13 protein-coding genes are annotated in these 12388 nt (G+C 52.2%); 5 read left to right on the top strand and 8 right to left on the bottom strand.

From position 1 onward, the window contains the following. Window positions 1-81: 81 nt before the first annotated feature. From ACYQ01_RS10620 to ACYQ01_RS10610, 3 genes are all read left to right on the top strand, one after another. Window positions 82-696, top strand: a complete 615-nt coding sequence (locus tag ACYQ01_RS10620) for a hypothetical protein (protein ID WP_459933813.1) — start codon at window positions 82-84, stop codon at window positions 694-696. A gap of 91 nt (window positions 697-787) precedes the next feature. After that, the gene (locus ACYQ01_RS10615; RefSeq protein ID WP_459933812.1) at window positions 788-1810 is read left to right on the top strand and encodes a hypothetical protein; all 1023 of its coding nucleotides are present in this window, start codon (window positions 788-790) and stop codon (window positions 1808-1810) included. Window positions 1811-1851: 41 nt separating this feature from the next. Then, window positions 1852-2169: a hypothetical protein gene (locus ACYQ01_RS10610; RefSeq protein ID WP_459933811.1), complete on the top strand. Its 318-nt coding sequence runs from the start codon at window positions 1852-1854 to the stop codon at window positions 2167-2169. A 180-nt stretch (window positions 2170-2349) separates the two neighbouring features. Here ACYQ01_RS10610 and ACYQ01_RS10605 read toward each other — a convergent pair whose 3' ends face one another. Beyond that, window positions 2350-3312: a LysR family transcriptional regulator gene (locus ACYQ01_RS10605; protein ID WP_459933810.1), complete on the bottom strand. Its 963-nt coding sequence runs from the start codon at window positions 3310-3312 to the stop codon at window positions 2350-2352. Between the two features lie 78 nt (window positions 3313-3390). Here ACYQ01_RS10605 and ACYQ01_RS10600 point away from each other — a divergent pair, with 78 nt between their 5' ends. Next, window positions 3391-4236, top strand: a complete 846-nt coding sequence (locus tag ACYQ01_RS10600; protein WP_459933809.1) for a DUF169 domain-containing protein — start codon at window positions 3391-3393, stop codon at window positions 4234-4236. A 169-nt stretch (window positions 4237-4405) separates the two neighbouring features. Here ACYQ01_RS10600 and ACYQ01_RS10595 read toward each other — a convergent pair whose 3' ends face one another. From ACYQ01_RS10595 to ACYQ01_RS10570, 6 genes are all read right to left on the bottom strand, one after another. After that, complete coding sequence (locus tag ACYQ01_RS10595; RefSeq protein WP_459933808.1) at window positions 4406-4867, bottom strand: cyclophilin-like fold protein; 462 nt, start codon at window positions 4865-4867, stop codon at window positions 4406-4408. Window positions 4868-4877: 10 nt separating this feature from the next. Continuing rightward, entirely contained in the window at window positions 4878-5105 is a 228-nt protein-coding gene (locus ACYQ01_RS10590) for a tautomerase family protein (RefSeq protein WP_459933807.1), read from the bottom strand. A gap of 235 nt (window positions 5106-5340) precedes the next feature. Then, window positions 5341-5754 (bottom strand): cupin domain-containing protein, encoded by a 414-nt coding sequence (locus ACYQ01_RS10585; RefSeq protein ID WP_459933806.1) that lies wholly within the window; start codon window positions 5752-5754, stop codon window positions 5341-5343. A 41-nt stretch (window positions 5755-5795) separates the two neighbouring features. After that, entirely contained in the window at window positions 5796-6332 is a 537-nt protein-coding gene (locus ACYQ01_RS10580) for a flavodoxin family protein (protein ID WP_459933805.1), read from the bottom strand. A 119-nt stretch (window positions 6333-6451) separates the two neighbouring features. Further along, window positions 6452-7189, bottom strand: a complete 738-nt coding sequence (locus ACYQ01_RS10575; RefSeq protein ID WP_459933804.1) for a carboxymuconolactone decarboxylase family protein — start codon at window positions 7187-7189, stop codon at window positions 6452-6454. A gap of 328 nt (window positions 7190-7517) precedes the next feature. Beyond that, window positions 7518-8540, bottom strand: a complete 1023-nt coding sequence (locus ACYQ01_RS10570) for an alpha/beta hydrolase (protein WP_459933914.1) — start codon at window positions 8538-8540, stop codon at window positions 7518-7520. A 172-nt stretch (window positions 8541-8712) separates the two neighbouring features. Here ACYQ01_RS10570 and ACYQ01_RS10565 point away from each other — a divergent pair, with 172 nt between their 5' ends. After that, window positions 8713-9213, top strand: a complete 501-nt coding sequence (locus tag ACYQ01_RS10565) for an AraC family transcriptional regulator (RefSeq protein WP_459933803.1) — start codon at window positions 8713-8715, stop codon at window positions 9211-9213. 253 nt (window positions 9214-9466) lie between these two features. Here ACYQ01_RS10565 and ACYQ01_RS10560 read toward each other — a convergent pair whose 3' ends face one another. Continuing rightward, on the bottom strand, window positions 9467-12385 hold the full coding sequence (locus ACYQ01_RS10560; RefSeq protein WP_459933802.1) for a serine/threonine protein kinase: 2919 nt from the start codon (window positions 12383-12385) through the stop codon (window positions 9467-9469). Between the last annotated feature and the right edge of the window lie 3 nt (window positions 12386-12388).

Here is a 12388-nt window from a genome sequence, read left to right as displayed (position 1 = left end):
CCCGTTGGCTGACTCACCACAGCCTCACCACCAGCGCAAGCCCTGTCACCGGACCGGTTGCGCCAGGAACGCCAGAAGAAGATGACGGCCCTTCTGTCCGGCAGCTACACCCCGCCGGCCCGTCCGTCCGACCCGGAATACCACAGCGTCATGGACCCGACCCCGAAGAAATCCGAACCCCGGATCGGCCCGGACGGCGGCCCGATCGGACGAGGCATCAAGGCAGCCGGCGATTGGTACATGGACTCCATCAACAAAAGGCGCGACGGGATCATCAGCACCATGAACGCCGAGCTCAAGGACATGTTCAGGCCACAACTCATCGACGGAATCAACACCTGGGCGCACGGCATGCTCACGCTGTATACCGGCATCGACACCGGGTTCGAGCCGCAGTTCGGGTTGAACAAGCTCTTCATGCCCAATGCCTGGTTCAATACCGGTTCCGGAACGCCGCCGGTCATGGGATTTCAGTATAGAGTGAACCCTTTGCTTCCCTTGCTCGTTGCCGGAGCACGTTGGTGGGGCGACCAGGATCTGAAACCTTCGGAAATCTGGAACGGAGCAAAAGCGGCAATGGTGGACGCTGCGGGTGGCGGCAAGAGTTCAGCGAATCAGGAGTCGCAGAGGCGTATGGAGTTTATGAGCAAAGGATTAAACGCAGCAGAGACGACCCAGCAATTGCCTAACCTTTGAGCGTTCGACGCGTCTTGCACTGACATCTGAAATCGACGGCCGGGGCCGTATGGCCCCGGATTTTTCTTCACGCGCAGTAAAGGAGATGGTGATGCACAGAAGAATGCATACAACAGTGCTCATATTTGCCACGATATTGTGGATCTTTCCTTCACACGGTTATGCCGAAGGAAGTGTTCCAGCCGAATCAGATTTGAAAATATTGCGTACCGAGTCTAGTTATATATACTCATTAATAGATAAAATTGGAGTAAATGTAGACAACTATTACAATGTTTACAAAGAAAGACTTAGCATTGAGAAAGACGTTACAGTGTCTTTGGAGCACGCGTATAACGCCGTGTACGCGCTGCGCAATCTTCAAAAGATACAATATCTTGCTGTGGCAGAATGCGAGTTTGAAAAAGCAATGATGATAATATCAATAGAAAATAAGAAAATATTTACAGCAGACAAACGCATTGCTTACATAAAGGCAATGCTCACGGAATCGGAAAGAGTTCTAGGTGGCATGCCAAAAAAGTTGAGTGATAAGAGCAATGGCAGCCTTCTTCCATTGCTGAATGATATTCTTCAACAGATACAGGCCTTGAACAAGGCTTGGCCCTTGCCGATACTGGAAAAGTTCAACGATTCCAACAATGGCGGCAATATTCAGCTTCCGGCGGCTTATGCTCAATTGGGAAAAGGCGCTGAGGCCTTTTCTACGGTCATAGCGAATTATTGCATGGCGTCAGAAAAGGCATTGCGCAAGTACGAGTCGGATATGTCAAACCTTCCCCTCGCAATTTGGTCAGCATGGAAATTCCAGATGGCCCTGACAAAAGTCTATGAAAGCGACGTCTGGGCATCCACCTGCCACTTGACCAAGCAGTATGTAACCCTTTCCGGTTTCGAAAAAATGAATGCAAGCGCTCTGCAGCATCTTGCTGAAAACCTTCAATACCTCAACACCTGGAAGCAGGACATCGACGAGGAGTCGGCCAAGCCAAGCAGCTTTTTCCCCCCTCAAGTATCCCAGGACTACACCCGTGCATTCGACGCTTGGCGCAAGGCCTTAGTCGAGGCCTTGGCTTCCGACGGGCTGGCCCTGCCCGAGATCGCGGGCAAGTAGGCGCGACCAGCGACTGAAAGCCGAACGGGGAGCGCAAATTGATGCATCCTGATGACGAGATGTTGTGCGTCACCAAGATAGGCAAACAGCTCGCCAAAGCACCGTTGGCGAGCCTTTGGCTGACTCACCACAGCCTCACCACCAGCGCAAGCCCTGTCGCCAACGCGCCGTTGGCAGACCCGCCACCGAAAGCCACAATTCCTTTGGCGGAAGCCAAAAAGGCACGTTGGCAATCATTAGTTTTTCCGCAAAAGCTCAATGATTTCAAAATGTTGTCAGTATGGCATTCAAGAGATCGTCGGTTCAATTCCGTCCAGCTCCACCAAAGACCTCAAGGGGTTATCCATGAAATTGGGTAACCTTTTTTTACATTGGCTCCTTCCGCCAACACTTTTGTTAGCGTTCCCGGACACCGAAACCTCGGTGAAGCAGCATTCCCCTGTATGAGCATCTGTAGCGGTCCAAGAAACCCTGGACCGCTACATAACTCCCAGACTCCTGGACCTTGCGCCCCTGCGTTAGAAACGTTCCCCCAATTTTCAAAACTTCCCTGGTGGCGATAACCGGGAAATATGGAACACCACGTGATCGACGAACAGGCGCACCCTTCGAGGAAGCTGGCTGGCCCCAACGACCAGACAGACGTCGTGCACGAATCCTCCGCTCCAATCCGGCAGCAGGCGCACCAAGCGCCCCGCCTTTTCGTCCGGCCCGGCCCTCAACTCCCGCAGCATGGCCACGCCATGCCCGGCCAGAACGAAATCGCGACACATCTCCACAGAACTGAAGCTGTACCGGGGCTGCACTTCGACGGTGACATGCCGGTCGCCGTTGTGCATGGGCCACCGCCATCCGAAACGCTGAAGCACAATGCAGGGCAGTTTGTGCAGGTCGCCGGGCTCCTCGGGCATGGGATAGCGTTCGAACAACTTGGGCGAAGCGTAGAGAAAGGGCTCGATGGTCAGCAGCTTCCTGGCGATCAACGACGGCGCGATGAACGGCCCGATGAGGAAGGCCACGTCATAAGGATCGGTACGCATGTCCACGGAATGTTCAACGAAGGTCAAATCGATTTGTATTTCCGGCCACTTTGTGGCGAAATCCATCAACGTCTCTTTGAGCAGCCCGTCGTACACGTCGCGAAACATGCACACCCGAATCAACCCGGAGGGTTTTTGCATGTTCATCACGACGGAATCATACGCCTTTTGCACCTCGTCGAGGATGAACCCGCAACGATCCAGCAGAGAGGCCCCGTTGTCCGTGAGTTCGACATGGCGGGTGTCCCGGTAAAACAGGAGCACTCCCATCCGCTCTTCCAGCAGCTTGATACGCCTGGACAGCGTTGACGCGCCAATCCCCAAGATCTCCGCGGCGTTGGTGAAGCTTTTCTGTCTGGCCACTTCGACCAGCAACGGGATATCCTTGAGAAATTCCTGCACACTCTGCTCGTAAATGGAAAAGAGTTTTTTGTTTAGCTCATTTATTTCATTTATTGGCATGGTATTGAATGTCCTGGCAGAAAGCAACACGCTCGCTCGGCTTCAAACTTCCGACGAACAACCAAGGGAGTACACAGTATGACCATGCAAACCATTCTTGAGGGAACCGCCGCCTTCATGAATCATCTCGGCTTGGCTGAAGAGCCCATGGGGGTCTACTACTCCGACACCAAACCGGAAAACGCATACGGCCCGAAGAAGGGAATCCCCATTTCGCGCGAATTGGAGGAACAGGGCAAATTAGACATGCAGGAGGTCATGAAGACCTTCTCCTGTGTGATGGGCAATATCTGGCTGGCCAGAAAGAAGCGTGGCGCGGCCTTCATCTCTGCGGAAGAATACGGTTGCCCCGGAGGCGTGTACTACTGTTCGATGATGAAGCCCCACCTCAGGTTCATCGAACATTACGTCTCGACGGGATTTCCCGGAACCCCTCTGCACGGCGAACGCTACATGCCCAACCCCGACGCCATGCGCGAATTCATGCTCAAGGTGAATCCCCGCAAGGCTCCGGCCAAGTATTGCATCTTTAAGCCACTATCCCAGTTCACAGACGGCGACGAACCGGAATTCGTCATCTTCTTCGCCCGGCCCGAGGTGTTGACCGGGCTCTTCACGCAAACGGTCTTCACAACCGGCGATATGGAATGCGTGGTTTCCCCCTTTGGCGCAGGATGCACCGGCATACTCGGCTGGCCGCTCTACTACAAAGAGTTGGGGGTGGAGAAAGCCGTCCTCGGCGGCATGGACCCCTCGGCCAGGAAATTCATGAAAACCGACGAACTGACGTTCACGGTTCCCTTGAGCCTGTATGAGAAAATGCTGGCCGCCTTGCCGGAGTCCATGTTCACCCACGAAACCGACTGGAAAAGCGTACGCACAAAGGTGGCCCGCAGCGCCAAGGCCTGGGGGGAGGAGAAGTAAGCAAACGATTTGCAATACCGGGAAGAGCAGTCCATACATCCCGACGCTTCTGGCAGGCGGTGGAGCGGTCCCCTCTCGCGGGCTCTCCGCCGCCTTGCACAGTGTTCAAGGACCATGAGCAAACGCTGACAACCACACTTTCGGCATTGTACGTTTTCACAAAATACCGTCACCGTACGATCGTGATCGTTCCCGACAAGGCCTGTATGCAATCGCCGCCCGTGGCGGCATGGCCCAATTCATACAGGCCCGCCGCGGAGCCGAAGCTGCCGTAGAACATCACCACGTTTCCCCAGGGGGCGTAGTACGCCAGGGTCCCCGTTCTGGCCGATCTGACCAGCGGCGTGTTGTCGGTCTTCAGCTTCTTCGGGGGGGAGAATATTTTTTCGTTGCTGCTGTAGTTTTCCACCCCGATGGTCAACGGCAGTTGGACGAGCAGGTCTTTTGCTGCCTGGCTGTCGTTCAGTTCAAAGACGATTTCATTACCGTTTGCGTTCACTGTCATCTTCATGAAGGCTCTCTCTTTTGAAGCAGTCTGTTCCTTCGCGCTGCAGACACAGAAGGCAGAAACCGCGAAGGCAGCAACAACGGACATGAACAAGTACATATGACGGCTTATGGAAGCCACCATAGCCGCATCCTCACAGAGAATACCCGGGTTTCTTGTAAAGTTGGTCTTTCTTTGCTCGAACATCGGGCTCATAGACCTTCTCTTTCCAAGCGCCGGAGGAAATTTCTTCAATGGTGAGTGAAGCAGAGGCCTCGTCGCATCCGACAATCTCGATGACATCCTTCACAAGGGCGTCCGCAAGGCGTTGTTTGACGGCCTCAGACCTTCCCGGAAAGAGCTTGACGCTGATATGCGGCATAGTTTTCTCCCTTGTCTCTTTCAAGGCTCATGCTTCAACAACCGACATACCACTGACGCCACCGGCCATTTCGCACAGAAGCGCCGCCCCCATGGCAACGGTCTCCTTGGCCAGGAAGGCGCGGCGCGAGTAGTTGTATTTCATAGTGCCCTCAGACGTTGGATGGTGCCGCCGGAATTGCCTTAACTCCCCGTTGAAAAAGTCGATTCTTGCAGGCTGTTAAGGATTTTTCAGGCTAGCCGAGGGCGGCGTATTCTTCGTCCGACACGGGTTCCAGCCATGCATTGCTCTTGTTTCCCCCGGGGACTTCGACGGCCAAGTGCGTGAACCAGCTATCCTTGGCGGCTCCATGCCAGTGCTTGACGCCGGGAGGTATATTGACGACATCGCCAGGCCGCAGGGTGCGGGCCGGCTTTTGCCACTCCTGATACCAACCACGCCCGGACGTACACAGCAGGATCTGGCCACCGCCGGTGTCGGCATTGTGCATGTGCCAGTTGTTCCGGCACTTCGGCTCAAAGGTGACGTTGGCTATGAACACCCCCTCGGTGGAGAGAATGTTCAGGAAGCTCTGTCCCACGAAGTACTTGGCATATGCCGTATTTTCCTCTCCACGCCCAAAGACATCGGTATTGACGGTGTCAGACATGATCTTTTCTCCTTTTGTAACGAGAACGACTTTTAGGCATGTCAGGCATTCAAGCCTGCCGCGTAGGCCTGCTTCATGGCCGTTGTCCCCCTGACGCCGCCCTCGTCCCAGACGCCGGTTATGGAGATGGTTTCCTTCTCCCTTATGCCGCTCAGGCAACCGGTGAACACCCTGAAGCCCTGGACAGTGCTCTCCACGGGGAGTCTGCCCCCGGCAGCGGAGACGATGAAGTAGACATCCTTGTCACGGATCATCGAGGAGATGGGGCAGAGCCTGTCGATGAACGTCTTCATCTGGCCATTGAACGTCCGGAAGTAGACTGGGCTCGCCAGGACGAGAACATCCGCGGCAAGCAGCTGTTCATGAATCCCGGACATGTCGTCCCGCTGGACGCATCTGCCCTTGCCGCCAACGCAGGAACAGCATCCTGTGCAGTAGTTGATCTCTTTTTCGGACAGCCGGACCTTTTCCGCATGATGTCCAGCCGCCAGGGCTCCCCGCATGAACGCATCGCAAAGGATGTCGGAGTTGCCCTGCTTCCTGGGACTCGAAGATATGAGGAGTATCTTTTTGCTCATGACTCACCACTAAACAAATAGCGCCCCAAAGTGTTTATCCGTCACCCCCGTCCCCGCAGGTTTGCAATCCCGCTAAGGAAGGGGAGGCATAATCGGTTTGTATCGCCTGTGGCGCACCTTTACAGCTTCCGCTTGGCCAACACTTCTGAAAGAACCATTTGGGCGGCCTCGGCCCGCCTCCCATCCACCTTTGCGCCGAGCGTCTCGATGAAGCCGTTCATCTGAGTTATTGTCAGGCCGGTATGCATGGCCGCGCCCAGGTGGAAGGCCAACTGGCCCGCTGTGCCGCTCATATTGGCGAGCGCCGCGATGGTCGCCAGTTCGCGCTCCTGACGCGTGAGGACATCCCGCGCGAAAATATCCGCAAATAAATGCTGCTTGAGGAAGTCGTCGACAACCGGGGAGAACTTCTGCCAGGCAGCCGGCGGGGGGATTTCCTCCAAGCCGGACAGGTCGGCGCGCACCCGGGCGCCGTACGCGTCGCGGTCACGATCAGGCGGCACGGGACTGGCGTCGCGGCCTACCTTGTCAGTGACGCCCTTGGCCTTTCGTTCGCCCAGCACCTCCATGAAGGTCGCCATGCCATTCAGGCTGCGCGGGAAACCGGCGTACGCATACATCTGCACCAGGATTTCCTTGATCTCATTGACGGTCAGCCCGGAGTCCAGCCCTTCGTTCAGGGCCGGCTTGAGCCGTTCGAGCTCGCCGCTCGCGGTAAAGGCGGAAATGGTGACGATCGACTGCTGTCTGGCGTCGAGCGATGCATCATCCTTCATTGTTTGCGTATCCGCTGTGGTTGCAAGTCCAAAGGCAAGCCCCATGGCGATCAGGACTGGGATGGAAGTCCGGATACGCATGTCATCGCCTCCTGTCAGCCTGTTGAAAAATCCTCGCTGGCTGCGTTGCTGCGAAAAACTCAAACCCCCTTGCATGCGAAAGGCGCTTCTGACTTGAATTTCTCTCGTTCCTTGCTAGCAAGTTGTTTGAACAGGCTGCAAGAATTGCTTTTTCAACGGACTGCTGAACGAATCTTAAAAACGAGGAGACATTCTCGCGTGGAAATTTATGTATCTTGTGGCCATGGGCTGCATATACTCTTACGCAGTCCCTCTGACGAATGATGCGGAGGAACTGCATACTGGTTCTTGAGACGGTCGCTGAACGCCTACCCCTTATGCGCAAGGACTACTTGAGCGCGGCGCTGAAGAACTTGCCCATCTTGTCAAAGGGGATCATGTCCACCCGGTCGTACAAGTCGATGTGACGCGCTCCGGGGACGATGACGAGCTCCTTGGGCTCTTTGGCCATCTTGTAGGCGTCCTCGGTGAAGTAGCGGGAGTGCGCCTTCTCGCCCATGATGAACAGAATCGGCCGGGGCGATATCGTGTCGATGAAGTTCAGCAGGGGAAAGTTCATGAACGCCATGTCGCTTGTCGCCGTGAACGGACCGTGGGACCGGGGATGATGGCCGCGTTCCATGGCGTAGTATTCCCAGAATTCGCTGCTGATGGGGTCCAGACCTTGCGGGATCGAAGTGGTCGGCTTGTTCGGGAAGCCCTCGGGGAGCATGGGGGCTTTGTGTGCAAAGTCCTTCCAGCGCTGCTCTGAGAGTTCGACGAGCCTGTCGGTGCGCTCTTCGGCAGTCATCGCATCTTGCCAACCGTTGCGAATCACGCGGCTCATGTCATACATGCTTGTGGTGGCCACGGCCTTGATGCGCTGGTCGACCTGCGCGGCCTTGAGGGCGAACGCGCCGCTGCCGCAGATGCCGATGGCGCCGACCTTGTTCCTGTCCACAAAGGGGCGTGTTCCCAGAAAGTCCACGCCCGCGCTGAAGTCCTCGGAAAAGATCTCCGGGGACGAGACATGTCGGGGCTCTCCGCCGCTTTCACCGTTGAACGATTCGTCGAAGGCGATGGCCACGAAACCGCGTTCCGCCATGGCCTGCGCATAGATGCCCGCGCCCTGCTCCTTGACGCCGCCGTAGGGAGTACCAACGACCAGAGCCGGATACTTTTTCGATTTATCCATGTCATTCGGCAAGTACATGTCGGCGGACAGCGTGATCCCATACCGATTAAGGTACGACACCTTTTCGTGGGTTACCTTGTCGCTCAACGTGAATGTTTTGTCCCAGTTCATATTGTCCCCCGCATAAGACGTGTTTGTTGTCAGCGCCATCGTCAGAATCGACAGCACGGTCATCATCTTGATCACAAAAGCGTTGTTCTTCATTGACAACCAGTTAAGCAGACACAGGCTCGACGTGAACACACATTTCTCTCTAAATCTTGCCTGTTTCTCTTTGTCCAGGAATTTTGTGTTGAATGATGCCGGGGAATGGTGTCCATAATCTCCTTGAACAGATAAGGGGGGTGTCATGAACAACATGCTGAAATTACTAAAAGAAATTTCTCCGATAGAAAGCGGGGTCGTTGAGTCCAGGCTGGAAGGAGTACGTTTTTTCAAGGAAACCCAACCCATCTGCCGCCGGCCGATGCTGTACAATCCTGGAATATGCATTATCGCCTCCGGCCACAAAATCGGCCACCTTGCAGGGCAGACATTTCGCTATGACGCCGAAAACTATCTCGTCACCTCTGTCGCCATGCCCTTTGAGACCGAAACCCATCCTGACAAGGATGAGCCGCTTCTTGGCATGTTTATCGACATCAACATGGTGCAATTGGCCGATCTGATCAGCCAGATGGACCTTCAGGCCGAAGTCGCCAAGGTAACCGAGAACGATTTTCCGCTCGGCGTCGGACCGTCTGTCATGGATGAAGATATGAAGGACGCGGCGCTGAAACTGCTGAAAGCGCTCCAGACGGAAAGAGAGACTAAGGGCTTATCCATAAATAATTTACGGACTAGAGCTTAACTTCGCCGCAACACTGTCCAACAAACCGGGACCACCTTACCCAAGCCAGGCCAGCTGGTGTCAGGTGATAACCGTTGCTGTACAGTCAGCAAAAGGGACGCCAATAGTGCTTTTGTTATATCAAATTTGCTGGTGTTTATAATCCTCAAACAATAAGAGCTACTGTGTCCGCGCAGTTTTACGAGCAACTGAACGAATACATTTAAGAATAACCATATATCGCAATCTTATAAGACGCAAAACACGGTGTTTACTACCTTGCTTTATCTGGAGAAGCATTACCAAGTGTTCCAATAAGCTTTGTTCGAGAGCTATCCGTCCAGACATAAGCCGAAACAATATCTGCCTCAACTTGTTTGAGACCGTTCCCCCGGCCGGGATTAATATCGGCTACAACATCCACAAAAACTTCCCCAAGTGTATTAGTATGTCTACAGTTTGTTTTATGCAATTTCTCAACAAGCTGACCAACTTCTTCTGGAGACAAATGGATAGTCTTTGGCGGCTTCAGATTAAATCCAGTGCGAATAGTAATTTTAGGCCGTTCAGTACTTCGACGTGGATCTTTATAGCAATTTGGATCAGACTTCGGGGTATAGTGCAAATAATAAATTGGGTTATTACTGTTGACAGACCAAGAGCGTTCGGAATCGCATGGACTTATAAAAAGCTCTTGCTTTTGTAAATCGTATGAAACAGCGTCCATATACGCTGAAGCTCTTACCCGGGTCTTATACCTGTATGAAAATAGTTTTTTCTCTGCGTCCTGACGAAGCATCAATTTTTTAATTGGATTCGTTGTTTCCAACCACTCTTGGCAATTGGTAATCCCAATCCACCAATCGACAAGGCTGTCATCAATTTTTCTATCTCTATAAAATGCATTCGCTTTCATCGAAATTACGTCTTTCCAGTCAATGAAAGGGACGGCTGATAAATATACGTTGTCTTTTAAGTATTGAAGTTTTTCTGTTGCCTCATCCTTATGCCGTCTTAAACCAAATTCGTTAATATATTTATTAAAACCTCCTATTGTATTATCTGCCAACGTAAGCTCCCATTTTAAATCGTCAGCAATCTTCCTCGCCTCGTCAACATAAGCCCCCCTAGGGTGCGCGACAACATACTCTTCATACGAATGCACAGAGTTTTCCTTCAGACATCTTGCCCAATCCAACCTATCAATCCTTTCGCGCACATTTATGGCAAAGTCACTCTTCAGATGATCTCGCAAGTAACCTTTTAGCACTTCAACATCTTCACCGTCCCTTATCTTTGCCCATTCCAGCCCATCCAGAGCCTTTTTCACATGCAGTCCTTCAGGAAACTCCGCCAGATAGTCACTAAAAGACTTTTCAGTTTGCGTTTTTTTTGCAAATTCCCAAGCCGACGCTTCTTTGACTTTGATTCTATGTCGCACCCATATTACGGAAGTTGTAATAACAGCAAAAGCTACAACTACAACGGCCAAGCACACTATCAATTTTTTTCTTCGCTTACGCCTAATGGATGCCTTCCCACAGGCATACGCTTCTTTTTCAATGAGAGGAAAAACAACAAGCCAAGGGATTGAAGCCTCTTGAAGAAGCGGCAGCCTGTTAATCCATGGGCAAGCCTCAATAACTGGACTACTCCAGGCTGGTTTCAATTTGGACCGACGTACATCTTGCCATCCCAAGACCGACGCTGCAGTAAGCAGCGCCCCACAGAGCATGCTATGTTCTGGCAACAAATTCCTTGTAAACTGAATAGAATCAATAACTTTGTATACATGTTGAAGTGAGTCCACTGTTGATTTCCACTGCATTGCTATATCTGAATATTCTTTGTTTCCACTAATTTCTGCAAATATTGCCAGTAAGTCTAGTGCATACAAATTATCAACTACCATCATGCTATGTTCATCGCCTTCGTATGCCATTCTACCCAACTCGCACAAAATCTCTCGTGAGCATTCTTTTCCTTCTAACAATAGTGGCAAAGAAGGGTCCAGGACCGACACAAGCATAGACAGCTTGAAATCAACTGGTATCGCATTGTTTTCCGTAAGATCTTGAAAAAAATTTATTAAATCATGATCCGCCAGTTCAGTTTGAAACCAACGCAACAAATCGCTCACTCGACCAACCCGTTTCAGGGCTTCGTTCCAGTTCTGTCTCATCGCCTGGGCTAATTCTGCCTTTGTGCTACAGGCGACTCCGCCGAGAATATAAGGCTGGACCTTTCTGGTCTGACCAACAGGTGATTCGTCACCGAGAAGAGGCAGATGGGGATCGTTATCAAGCCACCGTGCGACCTCCGCCTCGCCCCATCGTTCTTTCACGTTATAGCGTAACAGACCTCTAAAAAGCTTCTCCCAGTTCTCATCGTTTACAAGAGAAAAATCGATAGGCCGGTGTTCGTACAAGGCGTTGTTAATTGCCTGTTCTGGCATACCATCAAACGGATGTTTCCCCGTGAGTGCCTCGATAAGTATCATGCCTAGAGACCACCAGTCGGTCGCCGAAGAAATGGCCCCTACCATTAATTCCGGGGAGGAGTACTTGAGTGTCCTATGCGCCGAAGTGAATCTCTGCGAAAATTCCAACTCAGAGGCTATGCCGAAATCAGTCAGAGCCAAATCCAAGGGCGTCAAAGACCTAACAAGAACGTTTTCTGGTTTTATATCGCGATGGATAACATTTGGGGACTGAGATAATAGGTAAGCTATTGCTTGAGTCAACTTGCAAAGAATCTCTTTAACGCGATCAGGTGGAAGGGAAGCTTTCTCTCGGTTGAGAAGGTTACGCAAAGAACCGAACGGGGCATACTCCATTACCTCAAAACATCTTCCGTTGGATTCACCGTTTTCAATTTGACGAATAACAAATTTTGGATCGGCCTTTTTTAGCCAATCAAGGACTTCCGCCTTAGGCCTAATTCCAGACCTGTAGATCTTTGCAACATACACGATATTATCAGACAAGCACCGTACAAGCGATATATCGGCTTCAGCACCTCTCGCCTGCATTTCTTTTTCTATTCTATACCGTCCTGCTAAAGCCTCCGGGAGGGACATGAAAATATGTTCTGTTTCATCTTGAACATCGACATATATGTCACGTTTAGTTTTCTCCGAGCTATTATTGTTGTCTCGCATCGTCACGTTGTTGTCTTTTTCCTGGGAACTCACGCT

The sequence above is a fragment of the Fundidesulfovibrio butyratiphilus genome (assembly GCF_054657235.1).
The sequence above is the reverse complement of the archived record's forward strand: the minus strand, read 5'-3'. Positions and strand labels throughout refer to the sequence as shown.

Excerpts from the sequence above, each read along its gene's own strand:
- ACYQ01_RS10595 (WP_459933808.1), bottom strand. The coding sequence starts at position 4,867 with ATGGTGGCTTCCATAAGCCGTCATATGTACTTGTTCATGTCCGTTGTT.
- ACYQ01_RS10615 (WP_459933812.1), top strand. The coding sequence starts at position 788 with ATGCACAGAAGAATGCATACAACAGTGCTCATATTTGCCACGATATTG.
- ACYQ01_RS10610 (WP_459933811.1), top strand. The coding sequence starts at position 1,852 with ATGCATCCTGATGACGAGATGTTGTGCGTCACCAAGATAGGCAAACAG.
- ACYQ01_RS10620 (WP_459933813.1), top strand. The coding sequence starts at position 82 with ATGACGGCCCTTCTGTCCGGCAGCTACACCCCGCCGGCCCGTCCGTCC.
- ACYQ01_RS10605 (WP_459933810.1), bottom strand. The coding sequence starts at position 3,312 with ATGCCAATAAATGAAATAAATGAGCTAAACAAAAAACTCTTTTCCATT.
- ACYQ01_RS10565 (WP_459933803.1), top strand. The coding sequence starts at position 8,713 with ATGAACAACATGCTGAAATTACTAAAAGAAATTTCTCCGATAGAAAGC.
- ACYQ01_RS10570 (WP_459933914.1), bottom strand. The coding sequence starts at position 8,540 with ATGATGACCGTGCTGTCGATTCTGACGATGGCGCTGACAACAAACACG.
- ACYQ01_RS10580 (WP_459933805.1), bottom strand. The coding sequence starts at position 6,332 with ATGAGCAAAAAGATACTCCTCATATCTTCGAGTCCCAGGAAGCAGGGC.
- ACYQ01_RS10600 (WP_459933809.1), top strand. The coding sequence starts at position 3,391 with ATGACCATGCAAACCATTCTTGAGGGAACCGCCGCCTTCATGAATCAT.
- ACYQ01_RS10590 (WP_459933807.1), bottom strand. The coding sequence starts at position 5,105 with ATGCCGCATATCAGCGTCAAGCTCTTTCCGGGAAGGTCTGAGGCCGTC.
- ACYQ01_RS10575 (WP_459933804.1), bottom strand. The coding sequence starts at position 7,189 with ATGCGTATCCGGACTTCCATCCCAGTCCTGATCGCCATGGGGCTTGCC.
- ACYQ01_RS10585 (WP_459933806.1), bottom strand. The coding sequence starts at position 5,754 with ATGTCTGACACCGTCAATACCGATGTCTTTGGGCGTGGAGAGGAAAAT.